General features: G+C 70.8%; 19 protein-coding genes. 13 read left to right on the top strand and 6 right to left on the bottom strand.

All coding sequences use genetic code 11. The annotated features are described in order from the left end of the window. The first annotated feature begins 251 nt into the window (after positions 1-251). From ACIREI_RS29870 to ACIREI_RS29850, 5 genes are all read left to right on the top strand, one after another. Positions 252-1,460: a sensor histidine kinase gene (locus ACIREI_RS29870; RefSeq protein WP_403339223.1), complete on the top strand. Its 1,209-nt coding sequence runs from the start codon at positions 252-254 to the stop codon at positions 1,458-1,460. 143 nt (positions 1,461-1,603) lie between these two features. Next, positions 1,604-2,968: a sensor histidine kinase gene (locus ACIREI_RS29865; RefSeq protein ID WP_403339220.1), complete on the top strand. Its 1,365-nt coding sequence runs from the start codon at positions 1,604-1,606 to the stop codon at positions 2,966-2,968. 299 nt (positions 2,969-3,267) lie between these two features. Beyond that, entirely contained in the window at positions 3,268-3,966 is a 699-nt protein-coding gene (locus tag ACIREI_RS29860; protein ID WP_403339218.1) for a LuxR C-terminal-related transcriptional regulator, read from the top strand. Positions 3,967-4,380: 414 nt separating this feature from the next. Further along, positions 4,381-6,309 carry a 2-oxoacid:acceptor oxidoreductase subunit alpha gene (locus ACIREI_RS29855; protein WP_403339215.1) on the top strand — a complete coding sequence of 643 codons (1,929 nt, stop codon included), beginning with the start codon at positions 4,381-4,383 and terminating at the stop codon, positions 6,307-6,309. Then, positions 6,302-7,381 (top strand): 2-oxoacid:ferredoxin oxidoreductase subunit beta, encoded by a 1,080-nt coding sequence (locus ACIREI_RS29850; RefSeq protein WP_403339212.1) that lies wholly within the window; start codon positions 6,302-6,304, stop codon positions 7,379-7,381. The genes ACIREI_RS29855 and ACIREI_RS29850 overlap by 8 nt, the downstream gene beginning before the upstream one ends. 58 nt (positions 7,382-7,439) lie before the next feature. On the opposite strand, the gene ACIREI_RS29845 is transcribed toward ACIREI_RS29850, so the two are convergent. Beyond that, positions 7,440-7,811, bottom strand: coding sequence for a winged helix-turn-helix transcriptional regulator (locus ACIREI_RS29845; protein WP_403339209.1), 372 nt, complete (start codon positions 7,809-7,811; stop codon positions 7,440-7,442). An 89-nt stretch (positions 7,812-7,900) separates the two neighbouring features. On the opposite strand from ACIREI_RS29845, the gene ACIREI_RS29840 reads away from it, so the two are divergent. The 4 genes from ACIREI_RS29840 (at position 7,901) to ACIREI_RS29825 (ending at position 11,676) form a co-directional block, all read left to right on the top strand. Then, positions 7,901-8,755, top strand: coding sequence for an SDR family oxidoreductase (locus ACIREI_RS29840; protein ID WP_403339206.1), 855 nt, complete (start codon positions 7,901-7,903; stop codon positions 8,753-8,755). A gap of 191 nt (positions 8,756-8,946) precedes the next feature. Continuing rightward, positions 8,947-9,900, top strand: coding sequence for an EamA family transporter RarD (gene rarD / locus ACIREI_RS29835; protein ID WP_403339203.1), 954 nt, complete (start codon positions 8,947-8,949; stop codon positions 9,898-9,900). A gap of 178 nt (positions 9,901-10,078) precedes the next feature. Beyond that, a complete protein-coding gene (locus ACIREI_RS29830; RefSeq protein WP_403339200.1) occupies positions 10,079-10,573 on the top strand; it encodes a VOC family protein in 495 nt (164 codons plus the stop codon). 152 nt (positions 10,574-10,725) lie between these two features. Beyond that, complete coding sequence (locus ACIREI_RS29825) at positions 10,726-11,676, top strand: M28 family metallopeptidase (protein ID WP_403339197.1); 951 nt, start codon at positions 10,726-10,728, stop codon at positions 11,674-11,676. 12 nt (positions 11,677-11,688) lie between these two features. On the opposite strand, the gene ACIREI_RS29820 is transcribed toward ACIREI_RS29825, so the two are convergent. Continuing rightward, positions 11,689-12,927 (bottom strand): tetratricopeptide repeat protein, encoded by a 1,239-nt coding sequence (locus ACIREI_RS29820; RefSeq protein WP_403339194.1) that lies wholly within the window; start codon positions 12,925-12,927, stop codon positions 11,689-11,691. A 284-nt stretch (positions 12,928-13,211) separates the two neighbouring features. On the opposite strand from ACIREI_RS29820, the gene ACIREI_RS29815 reads away from it, so the two are divergent. From ACIREI_RS29815 to ACIREI_RS29805, 3 genes are all read left to right on the top strand, one after another. Continuing rightward, entirely contained in the window at positions 13,212-13,730 is a 519-nt protein-coding gene (locus tag ACIREI_RS29815) for a DUF6668 family protein (RefSeq protein ID WP_403339191.1), read from the top strand. 53 nt (positions 13,731-13,783) lie between these two features. Next, positions 13,784-15,019: an amidase gene (locus ACIREI_RS29810; protein ID WP_403339189.1), complete on the top strand. Its 1,236-nt coding sequence runs from the start codon at positions 13,784-13,786 to the stop codon at positions 15,017-15,019. A gap of 84 nt (positions 15,020-15,103) precedes the next feature. Continuing rightward, positions 15,104-15,691 carry a flavodoxin family protein gene (locus ACIREI_RS29805; protein ID WP_403339186.1) on the top strand — a complete coding sequence of 196 codons (588 nt, stop codon included), beginning with the start codon at positions 15,104-15,106 and terminating at the stop codon, positions 15,689-15,691. A 16-nt stretch (positions 15,692-15,707) separates the two neighbouring features. On the opposite strand, the gene ACIREI_RS29800 is transcribed toward ACIREI_RS29805, so the two are convergent. The 4 genes from ACIREI_RS29800 to ACIREI_RS29785 form a co-directional block, all read right to left on the bottom strand. Then, positions 15,708-16,607 (bottom strand): ABC transporter permease, encoded by a 900-nt coding sequence (locus ACIREI_RS29800; RefSeq protein ID WP_403339183.1) that lies wholly within the window; start codon positions 16,605-16,607, stop codon positions 15,708-15,710. After that, a complete protein-coding gene (locus ACIREI_RS29795; RefSeq protein WP_403339181.1) occupies positions 16,594-17,730 on the bottom strand; it encodes an ABC transporter ATP-binding protein in 1,137 nt (378 codons plus the stop codon). The genes ACIREI_RS29800 and ACIREI_RS29795 overlap by 14 nt, the downstream gene beginning before the upstream one ends. Before the next feature lie 99 nt (positions 17,731-17,829). Then, positions 17,830-19,140 (bottom strand): outer membrane lipoprotein carrier protein LolA, encoded by a 1,311-nt coding sequence (locus ACIREI_RS29790; RefSeq protein WP_403339178.1) that lies wholly within the window; start codon positions 19,138-19,140, stop codon positions 17,830-17,832. A 572-nt stretch (positions 19,141-19,712) separates the two neighbouring features. Then, positions 19,713-20,723: a polyprenyl synthetase family protein gene (locus tag ACIREI_RS29785; protein WP_403339175.1), complete on the bottom strand. Its 1,011-nt coding sequence runs from the start codon at positions 20,721-20,723 to the stop codon at positions 19,713-19,715. A gap of 228 nt (positions 20,724-20,951) precedes the next feature. On the opposite strand from ACIREI_RS29785, the gene ACIREI_RS29780 reads away from it, so the two are divergent. Next, positions 20,952-22,496, top strand: a complete 1,545-nt coding sequence (locus tag ACIREI_RS29780; protein WP_403339433.1) for a peptide MFS transporter — start codon at positions 20,952-20,954, stop codon at positions 22,494-22,496. Positions 22,497-22,582: the final 86 nt, after the last annotated feature.

Here is a 22,582-nt window from a genome sequence, read left to right as displayed (position 1 = left end):
CACCAGTGTCCTGCTGCTTGTGATCTCGTGAACACCGCTGTTCGACGATCTGTACGCACGGGAGTCTAGGCCCTGCTAAAGACACCGTAAGCAGCCCGTCACGCCTTGAGATCCCCTCGAGATGCGACGGCCCGGCGCGGACCGGTCACGCGGCCCGATGCCCCGCCGGATCGCGGGGTGGGGATTTCCCCCGTAGGCGAGGGCGGTCCGCCTCATGGCGCGGCGGCGCGCGGCGCGGCACGCTAGCCCATATGACCGAACGCCCCAGCCCTTCGCGGGACGCCTCCGGGTGGTCCGACAGCGAGCAACCACCGCTGCCGCCCGCCCGTTTCGCCTACGGCCGGCACACCTGGAAGGAGATCGCGCACCTCCTGGCGAACCTTCCGTTGTCGCTGCTCGGCTTCACCTACGTCGTGACGGTGCTGTTCACCGGTGCCTTCCTGACCCTCACGGTGATCGGGTTCCCGATTCTCGCGGCCGGGCTCATGGGCGCGCGGCAACTGGGCAAGCTGGAGCGGGCACGCGCGCGTGCGCTGCTCGGGGTGCGGGTGGACGAGCCGAGTCCGCTGCCGTTGCGCGGCGGCAAGGACGGGTTCTTCCCGCAGCTGTGGCTGGCGCTGAAGGACCCGGTGGGCTGGCGCACGATCCTGTACGACTTCATCCGCCTGCCCTGGGGCATCCTCACCTTCACCATCACGCTGACCTCGCTGTTCGTGCTGTGGCCGGTGCTGCCGTTCATCGCGCGGGGTCTGGCGAACGCGGACCGCGCGATGGTGCGCGGCCTGTTGTCGCCCTCCGACGAGCTGGAGCGCCGTATCGCCGAGCTGGAGTCGGACCGGGGGGTCGTCGTGGATACCGCGGCGGCCGATCTGCGGCGCATCGAGCGCGACCTGCACGACGGTGCGCAGGCCCGGCTGGTCAACCTCGCCATGGGGCTGGGCCTGGCCAAGGAGAAGCTGCTGGAGGATCCGGATGCGGCAGCCACGATGGTCGCGGAGGCGCACGGCGAGGTGAAGCTGGCGCTGCAGGAGCTGCGGGATCTCGCCCGGGGCATCCATCCGGCCGTGCTGACCGACCGCGGCCTGGACGCCGCCCTGTCGGCCGTCGCCTCCCGCTGCACGGTGCCGGTGAAGGTGACCGTCGACCTGCTGTCCAGACCGGTGGCGGCCATTGAGGGCATCGCCTACTTCACCGTCTCCGAGCTGCTGCAGAACATCAGCAAGCACAGCGGGGCGAAGTCGGCGTCGGTCGATGTGTGGCGGGCGGACGACCGGCTGCTCATCCAGGTGTGGGACGACGGTCGCGGGGGCGCGCGCCTCGACGGCGGCACGGGCATGCGCGGGCTCGCCGACCGGCTGGAGGCCGTGGACGGACTGTTCGTCATCGAGTCGCCGCAAGGCGGTCCGACGACCGTGACGGCGGAGCTGCCCTGGCGTGACCGCGCCTCCGGGCAGGGCTGAGCGCCGGGCCGGGGTAGGGAAAACCCCCCGTTCGAGACGCCGACGGCCTCCATGGTCCCCGGACCTGCGGTCGAGCAGGGTGGAGATACGACGGCACAGCCCCGGCGGCGGGGCTGACGGGACGAGGAGAACGGACGACGCCGATGGCCACGGAGTACGGACAGGGCTACGGGCACGGGCTCGGTTACGCCGAGAGCGGCCTTCCCGAGCACGGCGGCGAGCGACGGCACCGGTTGCCGGCCGGTCTGCGGGCACCGTTCGAGGCGCGCAGCTGGCGCGAGTTCGGGTATGTGCTGCTGAGCCTGCCGATCAGCATCGTGCTGTTCGTGTACGCCATCACGATGGTGTCGCTGGGCGCGGGCCTGCTGGTGACGTTCCTCGGCATCCCGGTGCTGGCGGCGGGTCTGGCCGGCTGCCGTGGCTTCGGGGCGCTGGAGCGGGCACGCGCGCGTGCTCTGCTGGACCTGGACGTGGCCGACCCGGAGCCGCTGCGGATGCGCCGGAGCGGCTTCATGGCGTGGATGGGCGCCGTACTGAAGAGCGGGACGTCGTGGCGGAGCGTGCTGTACGCGTTGCTGCACTTCCCGTGGGCGGTGTTCTCCTTCGTCGTCGCCCTCAACGTGTGGGCGTACGGCTGGGCGCTGCTGACGTATCCGCTGTGGTTCTGGGTCTTCCCGGTGTGGGCCGGTCAGGACGGCCTTCAGCTGTACGGCGACGAGACCCACCACATCTACCTCGACAACCCCTTCGAGATCACGGTCACCGCGCTGGTGGGCCTGCTGTTCACGCTGGCCACGCCCTGGATCGTGCGGGCGCTGACGATGGTGGACCGGCTGCTGGTGCACGGCCTGCTCGGGCCGTCGCGGCTGGCCACGCGCGTGGTGGAGCTGGAGTCGGACCGAGGCGTCGTGGTCGATACGGCCGCTGCCGACCTGCGGCGCATCGAGCGCGATCTGCACGACGGCGCCCAGGCTCGTCTGGTGGCCCTGGCCATGGATCTGGGCCTCGCGAAGGAGAAGCTGACGGAGGATCCGCACGCCGCCGCGCGGATGGTGGACGAGGCCCATGGCGAGGTGAAGACGGCACTTCAGGAGCTGCGCGATCTGGCGCGCGGGATCCATCCGGCGGTCCTGACCGACCGGGGGCTGGACGCGGCCCTGTCGGCGGTGGCCTCGCGGTGCACGGTGCCGGTGGAGGTTCAGGTCGACCTCGAGGAGCGGCCGGTGCCGGCGATCGAGGGGATCGCCTACTTCACGGTGTCGGAGCTGCTGCAGAACATCAGCAAGCATGCGCGGGCCACGTGGGCGGCGGTGGATGTGTGGCGGGTGGAGAACCGGCTGATGCTGCAGGTCGTGGACAACGGCATCGGCGGCGCGAGCGCCTCCGGCGGCTCGGGGCTGGCGGGGCTGGCCGAGCGGCTGGACGCGGTGGACGGGATTCTGGTGGTCGATTCGCCGGTCGGTGGGCCTACCCGGGTGACGGCGGAGCTTCCCTGGCGGACCGTGTAGTTCGCGTGTGCCGTTCGGCGTGGTTCGCGTGTGCCGTACGGCCCGCTGAGGTGGGGATCCGGCTCCGTTTGGTTCGGGGCCGGATTTCCGTTTGTTCGCATTGTTCGCAAGCGCTCCCTTGAGTAATTTTTCGCAAGCGCCCCCTGAGCAATTCACGAGCGTGCGCCTCGCAGGCGCCCCCTTCGTGCCCGCGTGATTCGAACGCGGTCGAGCGGGTTTTCCACAGGCCCGGTGGCGGAGAGTCGATCGCGGGATACTGAGGTCGCGAGGGACGACAGGGCCGGGGCACGCTCGGCCGTATGCCAAGGCTCGGGGGGCCAAGGATCGTGGAGGACAGGGTGCGGGTGGTCATCGCCGAGGACTCGGTGCTGCTCAGGGAGGGGCTGACCCGGCTGTTGACCGACCGTGGGCACGAGGTCGTGGCGGGGGTGGGCGACGGCGAGGCGCTGATCAAGACCATCACGGAGCTGGACGGACAGGGCGAGCTGCCGGACGTGGTGGTCGCGGACGTGCGGATGCCGCCGACGCACACCGACGAAGGGGTGCGGGCGGCCGTGCAGCTGCGGAAGGCGCACCCCGGGCTTGGGGTACTCGTGCTGTCGCAGTACGTGGAGGAGCGGTACGCCACGGAGCTGCTGGCCGGTTCCAGCCGTGGAGTCGGCTATCTGCTCAAGGACCGGGTGGCGGAGGTCCGGGAGTTCGTGGACGCGGTCGTGCGGGTGGCCCAGGGGGGTACGGCCCTCGATCCGGAGGTCGTCGCCCAGTTGCTGGGCCGCAGCCGCAAGCAGGACGTGCTCGCGGGGCTCACCCCGCGGGAGCGGGAGGTCCTGGGGCTGATGGCCGAGGGGCGGACAAACTCCGCGATCGCCCGCCAGCTGGTGGTGAGCGACGGCGCCGTCGAGAAGCACGTCAGCAACATCTTCCTCAAGCTCGGGCTGTCCCCGAGCGACGGGGATCACCGGCGCGTCCTCGCGGTTCTCACCTATCTGAACTCCTGACGGCCTGACACCGTGTCAGTCAAGTGGGTGACCGCTCCGGGTGACCGCCGTCGGCGACCGCCGGTGCCTGCTGGGGGTGGCCCCTGGAGGTGACCACTGGGGGCGACCACGGGGGTGACCCATGTGGGTGACCCTGCGGGGGCCCACTGCCGATGACCGCCGCGGGCGATCACTCCCGCGGCCCCAACGGAGCAGGAGCGAACGCGGCAACCGAACAGAGAACAGGGAGCGTCTTCAGGGGGAAACGTCGGGGGGCGTGTAAATCATGGCAAGTCAGGGTGGCGAACCGTCTCAAATCGATGTCCGTCATGCGAATGGCCCGGGGAGGGCGACCTTTGCGGACGTAGGGTTGATCCTGGGAAGGCTTGCGGGAAGGCCATGCCCGGACACCCGCATCAAGGGAGGTCAAGTTCAGTGACCAGCCAGGTCAGTAGCCCAGCGGAGCAGGCCGACGAAGCCGTCGTGGGAGAGCAGCGCAAACCGGCAGGGACGAAGGACGTCCGCCGGCTGGACCGGGTGATCATTCGTTTCGCGGGGGACTCGGGCGACGGTATGCAGCTCACCGGCGACCGCTTCACCTCCGAAACGGCGTCCTTCGGCAACGACCTGTCGACACTGCCGAACTTCCCGGCGGAGATCCGCGCCCCCGCAGGGACCCTGCCGGGCGTTTCCTCCTTCCAGCTGCACTTCGCCGACCACGACATCCTGACCCCGGGCGACGCACCGAACGTGCTGGTCGCGATGAACCCGGCGGCCCTGAAGGCCAACATCGGCGATCTGCCACGCGGCGCGGAGATCATCGTCAACACGGACGAGTTCACCAGACGGGCGATGCAGAAGGTGGGCTACGACGCCTCACCACTGGAGGACGGGTCGCTGGACGGCTACAGCCTCCATCCGGTGCCGCTGACGACGCTGACGGTGGAGGCGCTGAAGGAGTTCGACCTCACCCGCAAGGAGGCCGAGCGCAGCAAGAACATGTTCGCGCTGGGCCTGCTGTCGTGGATGTACCACCGGCCGACCGAGGGCACCGAGAAGTTCCTGAAGTCGAAGTTCGCCAAGAAACCCGACATCGCGGCCGCCAACATCGCCGCCTTCCGCGCGGGCTGGAACTTCGGCGAGACGACCGAGGACTTCGCCGTCTCCTACGAGATCGCCCCGGCGACGACGGCCTTCCCGGTCGGTACCTACCGGAACATCTCCGGGAACCTCGCCCTGTCCTACGGACTGGTCGCCGCGTCCCGACAGGCGGACCTGCCGCTGTTCCTGGGCTCGTACCCGATCACCCCGGCCTCGGACATCCTGCACGAGCTGAGCCGGCACAAGAACTTCGGCGTGCGGACCTTCCAGGCCGAGGACGAGATCGCCGGCATCGGCGCGGCACTGGGGGCGGCCTTCGGCGGCTCGCTCGCGGTGACCACGACCTCCGGCCCGGGTGTGGCCCTGAAGTCCGAGACCATCGGGCTGGCCGTCTCGCTGGAGCTGCCGCTGCTGGTGATCGACATCCAGCGCGGCGGGCCCTCGACCGGCCTGCCGACCAAGACCGAGCAGGCGGACCTGCTCCAGGCGATGTTCGGCCGCAACGGCGAGGCCCCGGTGCCGATCGTCGCCCCGCGCACGCCGGCCGACTGCTTCGACGCGGCCCTGGAGGCGGCGCGGATCGCGTTGACGTACCGCACTCCGGTGATGCTGCTCTCCGACGGCTACCTGGCCAACGGCTCCGAGCCCTGGCGCATCCCGGAGGTGGACGAGCTGCCGGACCTGACCGTCCAGTTCGCGCAGGGGCCGAACCACACCCTGGAGGACGGCAGCGAGGTCTTCTGGCCGTACAAGCGCGACCCGCAGACCCTCGCCCGGCCGTGGGCGATCCCGGGCACGCCGGGCCTGGAGCACCGGATCGGCGGCATCGAGAAGGAGGACGGCACGGGCAACATCTCCTACGCCCCGGCCAACCACGACTTCATGGTCCGCACCCGCCAGGCCAAGATCGACGGCATCGAAGTGCCGGACCTCGAGGTCGACGACCCGCACGAGGCGAAGACGCTGGTGCTGGGCTGGGGGTCGACGTACGGCCCGATCACCGCGGCGGTCCGCCGCCTGCGTACGGCCGGCGAGTCGATCGCGCAGGCGCATCTGCGTCACCTGAATCCGTTCCCGCGCAACCTGGGCGTGGTACTCGGACGCTACGAGAAGGTGGTGATCCCCGAGATGAACCTCGGCCAGCTCGCCACCCTGATCCGGGCGAAGTACCTGGTGGACGCGCACTCGTACAACCAGGTCAACGGCATGCCGTTCAAGGCGGAACAGCTCGCCAAGGCGCTCAAGGAGGCCATCGATGGCTGAGACGTCCACGGAAGGCACGGGCACGATCGAGGCGCTCTCGCTCGTCCCCAAGGCCGAGGCACGCCAGTCCATGAAGGACTTCAAGTCCGATCAGGAAGTGCGCTGGTGCCCCGGTTGCGGTGACTACGCGATCCTCGCGGCCGTCCAGGGCTTCATGCCGGAGCTGGGTCTGGCCAAGGAGAACATCGTCTTCGTCTCGGGCATCGGCTGCTCGTCCCGCTTCCCGTACTACATGAACACGTACGGCATGCACTCCATCCACGGCCGCGCCCCCGCGATCGCGACGGGCCTGGCCACCTCGCGGCGCGACCTGAGCGTGTGGGTGGTGACCGGTGACGGTGACGCGCTGTCGATCGGCGGCAACCACCTGATCCACGCCCTGCGACGCAACGTCAACCTCAAGATCCTCCTGTTCAACAACCGGATCTACGGCCTGACGAAGGGCCAGTACTCCCCCACCTCCGAGGTCGGCAAGATCACCAAGTCGACACCGATGGGCTCGCTGGACGCGCCCTTCAACCCGGTCTCGCTGGCGATCGGCGCGGAGGCGTCCTTCGTGGCGCGCACGATCGACTCCGACCGCAAGCACCTCACCCAGGTCCTGCGCGAGGCGTCCGCCCACCAGGGGACGGCGCTGATCGAGATCTACCAGAACTGCAACATCTTCAACGACGGCGCCTTCGAGGTCCTCAAGGACAAGCGGCAGGCCGAGGAGGCGGTGATCCGCCTGGAACACGGGCAGCCGATCCGCTTCGGCGCCGACGGCTCACGGGGCGTCGTGCGCGACGCGCAGACCGGTGACCTGCAGGTGGTGACGGTGACGCCGGAGAACGAGTCGCAGATCCTGGTCCACGACGCCCACTCCGCGTCCCCGACCACGGCCTTCGCCCTGTCCCGCCTGGCCGACCCGGACACCCTGCACCACACACCGATCGGCGTGTTCCGCTCGGTGGAGCGGCCGGTCTACGACACCCAGATGGCCGACCAGCTGGACACGGCGATCGAGCAGAACGGCAAGGGGGATCTGGCCGCGCTGCTGGCGGGTGGGGACACCTGGACAGTGGTGGGCTGACCGGCGCGTCCGGAACGCGGTTGAGGGCCCGGTGCCGTACGGCACCGGGCCCTCACCTTCAGGTACGGGACTCGGCCTTGCGCGCGTCGTACGCCTCGCGTGCCTTGTGCACCTCGCCCATCCGCTCATTGGTCCACAGCGCCAGCCCCCGTACCTGCTGCGCCGCCTCACGGCCCAGGTCGGTCAGGGAGTAGTCGACCCTCGGGGGGATCACCGGCTTCGCGTCGCGGTGGACCAGGCCGTCGCGTTCCAGGGTCTGGAGGGTCTGGGTGAGCATCTTCTCGCTGACCCGGCCGATCGCGCGGCGCAGTTCGCTGAAGCGGGAGGGGCGTTCCAGGAGTTCGATCAGCACGAGGACGCCCCAGCGGCTGGTGACGTGCTCCAGGACCAGGCGGTGGGGGCACATCTCTTCGCCATTACTTACTGCCATGCCAGTACCTTACTTCAAAGTGGGTACTTTCGCATAGTTAGCGCACCTCCTAGGGTTAGTGCCAACGCACCCCACAAGGAGTTCTGATCATGAGCATCGTCGTCACCGGAGCCACCGGAAACCTGGGCCGCCACGTCGTGGAGCAGCTACTGGAGAAGGTTCCGGCCGACCAGGTCACCGCCGTCGTCCGCAGCCCCGAGAAGGCCGCCGACCTGGCCGAGCGCGGCGTGAAGATCGCGGTCGCCGACTACAACACCCCCGACACCTTCGAGGCGCTGTTCTCGGCCGGCGACAAGGTCCTGCTCATATCCGGCAGCGAGGTCGGCAACGACCGCGTCGGCCAGCACCAGGTCGTCATCAACGCCGCCAAGACCGCCGGCGTCGCGCTCCTCGCCTACACCAGCGCCCCCGGCAGCCTCACGGCCGCGCTCGCCGACGACCACCGCGGCACCGAGAAGGCGCTCCTGGCGTCCGGCCTGCCGTACGTGCTGCTGCGCAACGGCTGGTACCACGAGAACTACACCGAGAACCTCGACCCGGTCCTTCAGTACAACGCCGTCACCCACGCCGCCGGCGAGGGCCGCGTCTCCTCCGCCGCCCGCGCCGACTACGCGGCCGCCGCCGTGGCCGTACTGACCGGCGAGGGGCACGAGAACAAGACGTACGAGCTGGGCGGCGACGTCGCGTGGAGCTTCGCCGAGTACGCCGCCGAGCTGAGCCGGCAGAGCGGCAAGGAGATCGCCAACAACGCCGTCTCCGCCGAGGACCTCGTCGGCATCCTGGCCGGCGCCGGGCTGCCCGAGCCGCTCCCTGCGATCCTGGCCGGCGTGGACACCAGCATCGAGAAGGGTGAGCTGGTCGTCGACAGCGGGGACCTGTCCCGCCTGGCCGGCCGTCCGACCACTCCGATCGCCGACGCGATCGCGGCCGCGGTCAAGGGCTGACCTCCGCCGAGAGCGCCTTGGGCGCTCCGCTCCGTGCGCCTTGAGTACCCCGCTGGGCGCGCGTCGAGTGCTCCACCCCCCGCGTGTCATGACCGTATAGCGATACGGGCATGACACGCGGGGGCTTTCGGCGTTACCTTCGTGCGAGCCGTCGTAACAGCACGGCCGGGTGAGGGCATGAAGGAGGGGCCGTGACGGGGAAGTCGGGCGGTGAGCGGCACATAGGGGTGCTGAACGGCTTCGCGGCGTACGGGATGTGGGGGCTCGTTCCCCTCTTCTGGCCCCTGCTGAAGCCTGCCGGGGCGGTCGAGATCCTCGCCCACCGGATGGCCTGGTCCCTCGTCTTCGTGGCGATCGCGCTGGTCTTCGTACGGCGCTGGGCCTGGGCGGGTGAGCTGATACGGCAACCGCGGCGGCTGGCGCTCGTCGCCGTGGCCGCCGGTGTGATCACCGTCAACTGGGGCCTGTACATCTGGTCCGTGAACACGGGCCATGTCGTCGAGGCGTCGCTCGGGTACTTCATCAATCCGCTGGTCACCATCGCGATCGGCGTGCTGCTGCTGAAGGAGCGGCTGCGGCCGGTGCAGTGGGCGGCGGTCGGGGTCGGCTTCGCGGCCGTGGTCGTGCTGACCATCGGGTATGGGCGGCCCCCGTGGATCTCTCTGGTCCTCGCCTTCTCCTTCGCCACGTACGGGTTGGTGAAGAAGAAGGTCAATCTCGGCGGGGTCGAGTCGCTGGCCGCGGAGACCGCGATCCAGTTCCTGCCCGCCGTGGGGTATCTGGCGTGGCTGACGGTGCGCGGGGAGTCGACGTTCACGTCGGAGGGGCCCGGCCATGCGGCGCTGCTCGCGGCCACCGGCATCGTGACCGCGTTGCCGCTCGTCTGCTTCGGCGCGGCCGCGATACGGGTGCCGTTGTCGACGCTGGGGCTGCTGCAGTACCTGGCGCCGGTGTTCCAGTTCCTGCTCGGCATCCTGTACTTCCACGAGGCGATGCCGGCCGAGCGGTGGGCCGGGTTCGCGCTGGTGTGGCTGGCGTTGACGTTGCTCACGGCGGATGCGTGGCGCTCCGCGCGCAGGAGCCGGTCGGCCGAGTTCAGCGCACCGTCGCTCGAAACGCCGAAGTCCGCCGCGGTGGACGCCTGATCCGGGGGCTGCCGCCCCCGGACCCCCGCTTCGGCCCTGAACGTGCCTCGTCCTCGAACGCCGGACGGGCTGGAATGCCCGGGCCGGCATGGAGACATCACCTGTATCGCCGGTATCACGGGCACATGACCGGCGATTCCCGTTGCCACCCCGCTCACGCACCCCGTTGAGTGGTCGCATGACTCAGGCACCCGAATCCACGCCCACCCCCGCGTCCTCCCCCGCCCCGCTCCACTGGAAGCTCGTCGTCGACTCCGCCAACCCCCAGTCGCAGGCCGACTTCTGGGCCGCCGCCCTGCACTACGAGGTCGAGGACAACAACGCCCTCATCGAGCGGCTGCTGGAGCTCGGCGCGGTGCCGCGGGAGGCCGTCGTCGAGTTCCACGCCCGCCTGGCCTTCCGGGATCTGGTGGCCGTACGGCATCCGGACGACCCGTACGACCCGGAGAGCGGAACCGGGCGGGGGCGGCGGCTGCTGTTCCAGCGTGTGCCGGAGGCGAAGACCGTCAAGAACCGGCTCCATCTCGATCTGCACGCGCCGGCCGGGGAGCGCGAGCGTGAGGTCGAACGGCTGGAGGCACTCGGGGCGAGCGTGCTGCGGCAGGTGAAGGAGCCGGGCGGGGAGTGGGTGGTGATGACGGATCCGGAGGGGAACGAGTTCTGCGTGCAGTGAGCGGAACGCAGGGTTTTCCCTATCCGAACTCCACGTCCGGATACCGCTCTTGACGGAGAGTCAGGCTCACCCCCACCATCCAGGCACCCCATTCACTGTGGGTCCCCTGTGGCCACCCCACGGGGGTCCCCCTGGAATTCGGAGCCCCCCACATGAAGCTCCCCGTCTCCTGGCGCGCGTCGGCGGCCGCCGCAGTCGCGACCGCCACGCTCCTGACCAGCGGATCCATAGCCGACGCGGCGACCGAGGCCGACGTCGAGGCCGCCGCCGCACCCGACATACCCGTCGCGAACGTCAAGGCCCACCTCACCCAGCTGCAGTCCATCGCCACCGCCAACGGCGGCAACCGCGCCCACGGCCGCTCCGGCTACAAGGCCTCCCTCGACTACGTGAAGGCCAAGCTGGACGCCGCCGGATACACCACGGCCATCCAGCAGTTCACGTCCTCCGGCCGTACCGGCTACAACCTGATCGCCGACTGGCCCGGCGGCGACACCAACCAGGTCGTCATGGCCGGCTCGCACCTCGACAGCGTCTCCTCCGGCGCCGGCATCAACGACAACGGCTCCGGCTCGGCGGCGGTCCTGGAGACCGCGCTCGCCGTGTCACGCGCCGGCTACCAGCCCACCAAGCATCTGCGGTTCGCCTGGTGGGGCGCGGAGGAGCTGGGCCTCGTCGGCTCCCGCTACTACGTCAACAACCTCTCCTCCGCCAACCGAGCGAAGATCAGCGGCTATCTGAACTTCGACATGATCGGCTCGCCGAACCCCGGCTACTTCGTCTACGACGACGACCCCGCGATCGAGAAGACCTTCAAGGACTACTACGCCGGCCTGGGCGTCCCGACCGAGATCGAGACCGAGGGCGACGGCCGCTCCGACCACGCGCCGTTCAAGAGCGCGGGCGTGCCGGTGGGCGGGCTGTTCACGGGGGCGAGCCGTGCGAAGACCGCGGCGCAGGCGGCCAAGTGGGGCGGTACGTCGGGGCAGGCCTTCGACCGCTGCTACCACTCGTCCTGCGACACCACGTCCAACATCAACGACACCGCGCTCAACCGGAACAGCGATGCCGTCGCGCACGCGGTGTGGGAGCTGTCGGAGTAACGCACGACCTCCTCAACTGGCGGGCGGTTCGGCTGGCTTGGCGGCTCGGGCGGTGAGGCGGTCCATGCGGGCGCGGGCCGACTCCAGCTCCTCGACGTCCTCGGCGGCCGGACCGCCCTCGGCCATGAGCTCGGCCCACAGGCCGAGCAGGTCCCGGCCCAGGTCGAGCCCCTGCGCCGGATCCCGCACGGCCCGCCAGGCCGTGGCCGCGCCCTGAAGACTGCTGTACGCCGCCTCCGCGTCGCGGGTGTTGCGGTGGTGGGCCCGGGCCACGGCCAGGGAGAGTCCGAACGCGTGCACCGGGTCGCCGGCCAGGTAGGCGGCGTACGCGGCGAGTTCGCGCATCCGGAGCACCTCGGCATGCGCCGGCCCCAGCACCGCGGACGCCTCCGCCACGGTCCGCTCCGCGAGGTCCGCCGCCTCCGCCGTCCGCCCGGACGCCACGGCCTCGTTGATCCGCGCCAACGGTTCCGCGAAGGGTGAGGCGTCGGTGGTGGGTGCCCCTGCCCCTAGGACGGCTTCGGCGACGGCGTCGAAGCCGCGGGGTGGGGCGGGCTCGGGGTCGGGGTCGGAGACGAAGAGGGGGACGGGTTCGTCGGCTTGCGGTACGGCGGTCCGCGGTGGGGCGGTTTCCCGTACGACGCCCTGGGGCGGGCCGCTTTGCGGTACGCCGCCCGGCAGTGGCCTCGCGTCCATCAGGGGCGGTGGGCCGAACTCCCCCAGCGGCGGCGCGACCACGCCGGGCACGGCGTCCCTCACCGGCTCGGGCAGCGCGCACAACCGGAATGTGGGCGAGGCGTCATCCTGCACAGCGCTTGGCAGGGGGCGTAGGACATGCGTGGGTTTGTCCCGGTGCGGTGTCGCGTCCGGGGCGGGTGGTGTGGACGGCGCGGGCGGCTCCGCAGTCAGTGGTACGGCATCCCCCGGCGAAGCCGTCCGTACGGGCTCGGCGGTGAGGTGGCTGGAGCCGTCCGCGTCCACCCGCAGCGGGACGACGTAGCCGATGCGCTCGTCGTGCACCGTGGCGTGCACGGCGTGTCCGGCAGCGAGGGCGATGCGCTGGAGGTGGGTGAGGACGGCCTGCTGGATCTCCTCGCCCGGGGCCGCGGTGACGGGGATGCCGCCGATCGACGCGCCGCCGGCGCCCGGACCGACGGCGGGGACGCGCACGTCGATCGGCGCTGCCGCGGGGGCCGCCGTGGCCGCGGCGCGTTTCTGTTCCCGCTTCTTCGCGCGGCTCAGTAGAGACATCGCTTCCCTCACTCGCATGCGCCGGGGAGTGCGCGGACGGCACGTTCGGGATCCATGGTGCTCCCTCCCGCCGTCGGGCTCCGCTTCCCCGGCGTCAAGGTCCGGTCCGGTCGTACACGTCATACACGTCATACACGTCGTATACGTACTGTCGAGTCTCTCCGGCCGCGCGCGGCGCGGACGTCACCGGGGCGTCACAGACTCGTTCCAGGAGCTTGTGCCACGTCACAGCGTTCTCATGCCTGACGCGAAGATCAGTGGCGTGACGAGGGAGGAGTGCGGGCATGCGGACTGACATGCACGTGCAGCAGGGGCGGCCGGAACCGGGGCCGGAGATCTGGATCCGCGGGCCCGTGGCCCTGCCGGAAGAACCGCCGCCGCCCTCCCCTTCCGCCACCACGCCCCGCCGCTTCTCCTGGATCGGCACGCACGGCGGGGCCGGTGTCTCCACGCTCGCCGCGGTGTACGGCGGTCACGACTGCGGGCGCGCCTGGCCCGGGCCCGCCGATCCGCCGTCGGTGCTGCTGGTCGCCCGTACACATGCGGCCGGGCTGGCCGCCGCCCTCAACGCCCTCGATGTCTTCCGGCGCGGGGAGGCCCCGCACGGGCTCGATCTCGATGCCGTCGTTCTCGTCGCGGACGCCCCGGGACGGCTTCCGCGGCCGCTCGCCGAGCGCGTCAAGATGATCGAATCGGTCATCGACGTGTACCGGGTGCCGTGGGTGCCCGCGTGGCGGCTCGGCCACCTGAGCGGACAGCCGCCTCGGGAGACCGAGGCGTTGGCACGGCTGACCGGTCGCTGACGGGGCGCTGACCGGTCGCTTCCGCTGAGTGCGACCTGACTGACAATCACCCCATGACTCCCGCGACCGGCTCCGACCCTGGTCCCAGCTCCGACCCTGGTCCCGGCTCCGCCCCTGATCCCGGGCCCGAGGCTCCCGCTCCGTCCGTCGTGGACATCGCCTCGGCCGTACGCTCGCGAACCCTGCGTGCCGTCGATGTCGTCGCGTCGGCGCTCGAGCGGATCGAGCGGGCCGATCCCGTCCTGTGCGCCTTCATCGAGGTGTGGGGCGGCGAGGCGCTCCAGCGGGCCCGGGAGGTGGACGCACGAGTCGCCGCAGGTGAGCGGCTGCCCTTGGCCGGCGTGCCGATCGGGGTCAAGGGGCGGCATGGAGTGCGTGCGGCGGGTCCGCTGCTCGCGGCGGGGTGCGTGGCGGTGGGGGCGACATCGGTGCCGGGGCCGGGAACTCCCTGGCAGACCTGGGGACTTGGCCGGTACGGCCGTACGGTCAACCCCTGGCGTTACGACCGCACGCCGGGCGGCTCCTCCGCCGGTTCCGCGGCGGCGGTGGCGGCAGGGCTGGTTCCGCTGGCGACCGGGAGCGACGGCGCCGGGTCGGTCAGGATTCCGGCGGCGTGGTGCGGGGTCGTCGGGCTGAAGGCCGGCAACGGGCGGTTGCCGTCCGCCGACCGTACGGGGCTCATGGCGCCGGGCGCGCTGGCGCGGTCCGCGGAGGATGTGGCGGCGTACTGGGCCGTCATGTCGAGGGCAGAACGGGCAGCGGCGCCGGGCGACGGGACGGACGCGGTGCCCGGCGCGTACGACGCCCCGACCGCCGCGTGGTCCCCCGACCTCGGCTTCGCCTCCCCCGACCCGGACGTCGTCGCCGTCGCCCACTCCGCGGCCGTACGGCTCGCCGAGGCGGGGGCGATACGACTCGTACGCCCACGGACTGGGCTCCGCCTCGACGACCCGGCCCCGGCATGGCTCGCCCTGCGAACCCCGGGCGCCGACCCCTCGCCGGCCCACCGCATCCGAGCCGCGAACAACCGACGCCTGGCCGCCCTCTTCTCCGGCGTCCGGCTGCTGTTGACGCCGACCGCCCCGACCCCGCCGCACGGCCACGAAGGCCCCGGCGAGCGGTACTCCACCGCGCTCACCTGGGCGTTCAACCTGAGCGGGCATCCGGCGATCAGCGTCCCGGCGGGGTTCGGGCCCGACGGGTGTCCGGTCGGGCTGCAGGTGGTGGCGGCGCACGGGCAGGAGGGGCTGCTGCTGGAAGTGGCGCGGAGGGCGGAGGCGTACGACTGAGACGGTGGGCCCTGGACAGATACTTGCGTATACATATAATGCATGTGCGAGTAATTGCCGTACGCCGACCATCTGGGGGATCCCATGACCCGCCGTTTCCTGTTCGTCCTGGGCAGCAGCCGCAGTGAGGGCAACACCGAGCTCCTGGCCCGCGCGGCCGCCGAGCAGCTTCCTGAGAGCGTCGAGCAGCAGTGGATCAGTCTCGCCGAGCACCCGCTGCCGGACTTCGTGGACCTTCGGCGCGACAGCGACCATGTGCGCCCTGCCACCGGGAGCACTCCGGGGCTGCTGCTCGACGCCACGCTCGCCGCCACCGACATCGTGATCGCCTCGCCGCTGTACTGGTACTCGGTGTCCGGTCTCACCAAGCGCTACCTGGACTACTGGTCGGGCTGGCTGCGCACCCCCGGCATCGACTTCAAGGCGACGCTGGCCGGGCGCACCCTGTGGGGCGTCACCGCGCTCGCGCACCAGGAGACCGAGGTGGCCGACCCGCTCGTCGGCACGCTCAACAACTCGGCCGCGTACTTGGGGATGCGCTTCGGCGGCGTCCTGTTCGGCAACGGGAGCAAGCGCGGCGACGTGCTGAACGACACGGAGGCACTGGCGCGCGCCAAGACGTTCTTCGCACAGGAGGCCCCGCTCGCCCGCTTCCCGTACGAGGCCGACTGAGCGTCGCCGGCGTCGCTCAGGCCGTGATGTCCTTCGCCGTGAACCGCGCCCATGCCGCCGAGCCGAACACCCCGGCGTACAGGGCCTGGACGCCGAGGTTCTTGACCAGGTCGTCCCAGTAGACGGGGTCGCGCATGAGGTCGGCGAAGGACAGCCAGTAGTGCGAGAAGAAGTACGGCTGGATCGCGTGCAGCTGGGGTATCTGGTCGAGGATCTGGACGGTGATCAGCAGACCGACGGTCGTCGCCATCGCCGCGATGCCGCTGCTGGTCAGCGTCGACACGAACAGGCCGAGGGCCGCCACGCCTATGAGCGACGCGGCGACGACCAGGGCGATCAGCAGGGCGCGGCCCAGGCCCTCGGCGAAGCTGATGCGGGTGCCGGAGATGGTCGTCAGGTCGCCGAGCGGGAAGAGCAACGCCCCGACCGCGAGCGCCGAGACCGCGACCACGAGGGTGGCCACCAGGCAGAAGGCCATCGTGGTCGCGTACTTGGTGAGGAGCAGGCGCGAGCGTCCGGCGGGGGCGACGAGGAGATAGCGCAGGGTGCCGGCGTTGGCCTCGCCCGCTATCGCGTCGCCCGCGATGACGCCGATCGCCATCGGCAGGAAGAACGGGAGCGTCGCGGCCAGTGCGGTGAAGACCAGGAACAGGCCGTTGTTGGTGATCTGCGAGATGAACGCCGGGCCGCCGCCACCCCCGCCGGGGCCGCCGGGCCCGCCGTCGCTCGTCTCGATCTTCACGGCGACCCCGACCAGGATCGGCACGGCGGCCAGGACGGCGAGCAGGGCGAGGGTGCGCCAGCGCCGGAAGGTGGTCAGCAGTTCGCTGCGCAGGAGACCGAAGGTCCACAGGGGACTGGCCTTTCGGGCGCCCGCGATCTCACCGCTCTGCCGGACGGCTTCAGCCTGCGACATCGAACCCCTCCCCCGTGAGTGCCACGAACGCGTCCTCCAGCGAGGCCCGTTCGACACCGAAGCCACGCACCCGCACACCGGCGGTCACCAACGCCGCGTTGACGTCGGCGAGATCACCATCCGGAGGTTCGGCGGTCACCCGGTCGTCGACGATGACGACGTCCGCGGCTCCCTGCTCCTTCAGCACCCGGGCCGCGTCCCCGGTGTCGGGCGTGGTCACGACGAGCCGACCGCGCATCCCGGCCGCCAGCTCCGCCACCGCGCCCTGGGTGATCAGCCGGCCCTGCGCCATCACCGCCGCGTGCGTACAGACCTGCTCGATCTCGTCGAGGAGGTGGGAGGAGAGGAAGACGGTCGTGCCGTCGGACGCCAACTCCCTTATCAGGGAACGAATTTCGCGCATCCCCTGTGGGTCGAGGCCGTTGGTCGGCTCGTCGAGAACGAGCAGCCTGCGCGGCTGGAGCAGCGCGGCCGCGAGCCCCAGCCGCTGCTTCATGCCGAGCGAGTACGCCTTGGCCTTCTTGCCCGCGGCGGCCGTCAGGCCCACCCGGTCCAGCGCGGCCGCGACGCGTGCGCGCCGAGTGCGCGGATCGGCGGTCGGGTCGGCGGCGTCGTAGCGGAGGAGGTTGTCGCGGCCGGAGAGGAAGCCGTACAGGGCGGGCCCCTCGATGAGCGCGCCGACGTGCGGCAGTACGGCGCGCGCGGACCGCGGCATGGGCTGCCCGAGCACGCGCGCGGTACCGGAGGTGGGCTCGATGAGCCCCATCAGCATGCGGATGGTGGTGGTCTTGCCGGAGCCGTTCGGACCGAGGAACCCGAAGACACTGCCCGCGGGGACGGTCAGATCGAGGCCGTCCACGGCGAGCTGCCCGCCGCGGTAGCGCTTGGTGAGCGCACGGGTGGTGATCACCGTACCGACGTCGTCGGCCTGGGCGGCCTGGTCCACCTGGTCGGCCGGGGCGGCCCGCTCGACCCGGTCGCCCCGCTCGGCCGGAGCGACCGGCTCGGCCCGACCGCCTTGGCCGGCCTGCTCGCCCTGACCGGCCTGCTCGACCCGGTTGGCCCGGTTGGTTCGGCCGCCCTGATCCATCCCGTCGGCTTCCGCGGCGGGCAGTCCCTCCATAGGGCTCCTCAGGCTCCTCGACTCGTGGTGCGCATACGGGCACGCATGTGTGTACGTGCGTACGAACGCGTACGTGCCCGTACGGCGGTTGCTTGCGGCCTACTTCGCCGAGTCCGCCGCCTTCACGAGCGCATCCTTGTCGACAGCGCCCACGTAGACCTTGCCGTCGTCCGTGATCAGCGCGTTGATCAGGCGGGTCTTGAAGACCGTCCCCGAGCCGAACTTCCCGGTGACCTTGTCGCCCAGGGAGTCGAGGAAGCCGCCCATGTCGCCGCCGGCCTCGGCGCCGGAGGGGATCCCCTCGCCGCCGGTGTCGAAGACGGCCACGGAGTTCCAGCCCTCGCCTATGACCTCGGGACCGCCCTCGGCCGCCTTGCCCGGCTCACCCGACTTGCCCTCGGACTTCGAGCCACCGAACTCCTTCTCGAGCTCCTTGCGGAACTCGTCCTCGGACTTGGTGCCGCCGTGCTTCGGAGCGGCCTCTTCCAGCTCGCCCTGCTCGGTGACCTTCGCCCCCTTGGGCGGGGTGAAGTCGAAGGTGGAGGCGGCCGGCTTGGCGAAGCTGACCTTGGTGAAGCCCGCGTCGATCACTGCCGCGCCGCCGCTCGACGGGGTCAGCGTGAACTTCAGCGGCATTCCGGTCTTGGCGTCCACGGCCACGGTGATCGCACCGACGGTGGTCCCGGACTGCTTCGGCTTGATGAGCAGCCGGTACGCGTCCCGGCCGGCGACCTGCGCGGTGCCGTCGACGGTGACGGAGGTGGTGTCGTCCACCGCCTTCAGGGCTTCCTCGGTGAGGTCCTTGGGGGTGGCGGGCATCTCTTCGAGCTTGCCCTGCTCGCCCTTCCCCTTGTCCTTCCCCTGGCCCTGCCCTGCCTGCGGCACATCGGCGGTGCCGTGGAAGACCTCGTTCGACTTGCTGTCGTAGCCCCAGATGTCCTTGCCGTTGTGGATGAGGCTGTACTCGGAGGCGTTCTCCAGCAGGGAGAGCTTCTGCTTGTCCTCGCCGTCGAGGGCGACGCGCAGGGTGTGCGTGCCGGACGCCAGCTCGGTGAGCTTGGCGGATGGGTCGGCGGACGATCCGTCGCCCGAGCCCGAGCCCATGGCGCCGGACGCGAGGCTCGACTCCAGTCCGCCGAGGTCGGGCAGCCCCAGATCGGTGGTGATCTTGAAAGTGCCGGACAGCTGCTGTACGTCCGACTGGGCGATCTTCTCGATGAGTTGCTGCGCGGTGATCTCCGGCAGGTCCGGGTCGCCGGAGTCGGCGATCGCCGGGACGAGCCCGATGGTCGCCGCCGCGACTCCCACGACCGCGACCGGGACGACGTACCGCGCGGCCTTGCGCCGTCCGGCGCGCAGGTCGTCGACCTCCCCGGCGGTCGTACTGTCGTCCGATGCGTACGGTGCCATGTGTGCCTTACCTCCGTCGTCGGCGGCGGCTGTCCGTCTCGTTTCCTCGCCCGTGAGTCTCTCGACCCCGCACTCGTCCACCCCTGAGCCGCCATTCTCACCCGAATCGGTGAGGAGTGGTGATTTCCGTGGTGTCCATCTGACCAAATCGGCCGGCAAGATTCGTCAGTCTTCGGAGCCAACTCCGCGTACACCTGCGGTATGACACAGAGAGGCGGCACCTCCCCCGACCCGTAGGGGTCGGACGGGGAAGACGTGGTTGCACCGGGGCGCACCGGAGTTGGGGGGACACGGTCGCCGAGGACGGCCCTGAGCTCCCGCCGGCCGAAGCCCCGCTCCCGGAACTCGGCTCGGCCTGCGGGGCATTGAGGAGGGCGGGGCCATCCACGGTGACGATCAGGCTCTTACAGAGGGGAGGCGATCTCCCGTGGGCCCCAGGCATTCCAGCCCGTCCGGCGTTTGAGGACGGGGCCGTTCAGGCCGATGGGGGTCCAGGGGCCGAGCCCCCTGGCCGGGGTCGAGGGGGCGGAGCCCCTTCAGGATGGGACGGGAGGGGCGGCGGGGGCGAAAACCTACCCGGCCCGATGCACCACCGCGTCGCACAACTCCATCAACGCGGCCTTGGCATCAATGTCCGGCAACGGCGCCAACGCGGCCCGCGCATCCTCCGCATACCGCACCGTGTCCCGCCGAGCCTGCTCCAACGCCGGATGCGCCCGAAGCTGAGCCAATGCCTCCGCGAGCCGCGCGTCGTCGCTCAGATCGGAGTCCAGCAACTCGCACAGCGCGATGTCCTCCGCCAGCCCCAGCCGCTCGGCCCGCTCCCGCAACCGCAGCACCGGCAGCGTAGGAATCCCCTCCCGGAGATCCGTTCCCGGCGTCTTCCCGGACTCATGGGAGTCACTGGCGATGTCCAGCACGTCGTCCGCCAGCTGGAAGGCAACCCCCAGCCGCTCCCCGTACTGGGTCAGCACATCGACCACGGTCTCGTCGGCGCCCGACATCATCGCCCCGAACCGGCACGACACCGCCACCAGCGACCCGGTCTTCCCGCTCAGCACATCGAGGTAGTGCTCCACGGGATCCCGCCCGTCCTGCGGCCCCGCGGTCTCCAGGATCTGCCCGGTGACCAGCCGCTCGAACGCCTCGGCCTGCACCCGCACCGCCTCGGGCCCGAGGTCGGCCAGGATGTGCGAGGCGCGAGCGAACAGGAAGTCCCCGGTCAGGACGGCGACCGAGTTCCCCCAGCGGGTGTTCGCGCTCTCGACGCCCCGCCGTACCGCCGCCTCGTCCATCACGTCGTCGTGGTACAGCGTCGCCAGATGGGTCAGCTCCACCACCACCGCCGAGGGCACGACCCCCGGCGCATAGGGGTCCCCGAACTGGGCAGTGAGCATCACGAGCAACGGCCGGAACCGCTTTCCACCCGCCCGCACCAGATGCTGGGCGGCCTCGGTGATAAAGGGGACCTCACTCTTGGTGGCTTCGAGCAATCCCTCCTCGACAGCCGCCAATCCGGCCTGGACATCGGCTTCCAGAGCCTGGTCCCGCACGCTCAGCCCGAACGGCCCGACGACGGTCACGAGGGGTCTCCTGTCTGCTGGTGTCTTCTGGCGGTTACACGGTTTGTCGATAGGTCGCTGCCATCACTCAAGTCAGCGTATCCGGTCACGTTTCGATCACCGATGCCGCCCACCCGTCCACCATGGGCGGTATTGGATCACGACCGGTATGTTTTTGATCGCGTGATAAGGCCGGATATCCATCGACTTATAGGGAAGTAGCGGCCTGCGTCCCGAACCGAAGTCGACATCGAGCCCGAGGGCAGCCCCCCGCCCCGCTCCGACCACGCCTTCTTCGGCCGGCCCAGAGGCCTGCTCACGCTCTCCGGCCTGGAGGTCTGGGAGCGCCTCTCGTTCCTCGGCATGCAGGCCATCCTCGTGCTGTACTTCGCCGACACGGTCGCCCACGGCGGTCTGGGCATGTCGCCCGGATCCGCCGCCTCCGTCTCCGCCGCCTCCCCCGCCTCCCCCGCCTCCCCCGCCTCCCCCGCCTCCCCCGCCTCCCCCGCCTACGGCACCCTCGTCTATCTGGTCTCCGTCGCCGGCAGCCGGCTCGCCGACCGCGTCCTCGGCTCGTACCGCGCGGTGCTGTGGGGCGGCATCCTCATCGCCTGCGGCCACTACGCCATGGCGGTGCCGACCGCGGGCATGACCTGGGCCGGCCTCGGCCTGATCAGCGCGGGCACGGGTCTGCTCAAGCCCAACGTCGCCACCATGGTCGGCAAGCGGTACCGCACCGATGGCGACCGCCGGGACGCCGGCTTCGCCCTCTCCTACACGGCGATCGACATCGGCGCCTTCGCGGGCCCGCTGATCACCGGCTGGCTCGGCGACCACGGGGGCCGGCACCGGGGTTTCTCGGCGGCCGCGATCGGCATGCCGTTCGGCCTGACCCAGTACGTCGTCGGCCGGCGCCACCTGGCCGGACGCAAGCACACCGCCGAGTTCGCGCTGCCCCCGCAGGCCATGCGCCGCGCGATCCGCCTGATCGCCACAGGCCTCGTCGCCACCGCCGCGGTCGCCGTCCTCCTCGCCGCCGCCGGCCCGCTCACCATGGACCGCTTCGTCGACCTGCTCACCCTCGTCTCGGTGATCGCCCCGGCCGTCCACTTGGCGGTGATGTTCGTCGGCCCGCGCGTGCCCCCCGAGGAACGCGGTCGCCTCCGCCCGTACGTCGTCCTCTTCCTCGCCTCGACGGTCTTCAACTTCATTCTCTTCCAGGCGTACTCGACGATGATGCTGCCGGCCTCGACGGACGCCGAGACGTCGATCCTCGGCTTCGGCTTCCCGGCCGGCTGGTCCGCCTCCGCCCTGGGCGCCTTCGAGGTCGCCCTCGCGCCGCTCGTCGCCGCGCTGTGGGTCCGGATGGGGCACAGACAGCCGCACGCCTCCAACAAGATCGCGGTCGGGGCCGTACTCGGCGGCCTGTGCTTCCTGCTGATGGCGCTGCCGACCTCGGGGCCGCCCGGCCACTCCTCCGGCGACCACCTCATGTCCGTCTGGTGGACCGTCGGTTCGTACCTGCTGCCCGGCCTCGGCGACATCCTCCTGGAGACCTCCGGCACGTCGGCCTCGAGCAAACTCGCCCCGGCCGCCTTCGGCGGCCAGACCATGTCCCTCTGGTTCCTGTCCCTGGCCCTCGCGAACGGCATCCAGGCCCAGACGGTCAAGCTCTACGACGACGTCTCCCAGCCCGCCTGCTTCGGCGTCGACGGCGCGATCACGGTGGCCGCCGGGCTGGCCGTGACGGCCGCGGCACCCTGGCTGCGCCGCACGATGCACCCGGTGCACTGACCGGAAGCGAGGCACCCCATGCCCGGACCGGGCACGACGCGGCCCGAGCGCCGACCGGACACGGCACACCCCACGCACCGACCGGA

The organism is Streptomyces sp. NPDC093591 (assembly GCF_044764885.1).
GTDB lineage: Bacteria > Actinomycetota > Actinomycetes > Streptomycetales > Streptomycetaceae > Streptomyces.
This window is presented reverse-complemented; position numbering and strand designations above follow the sequence as displayed.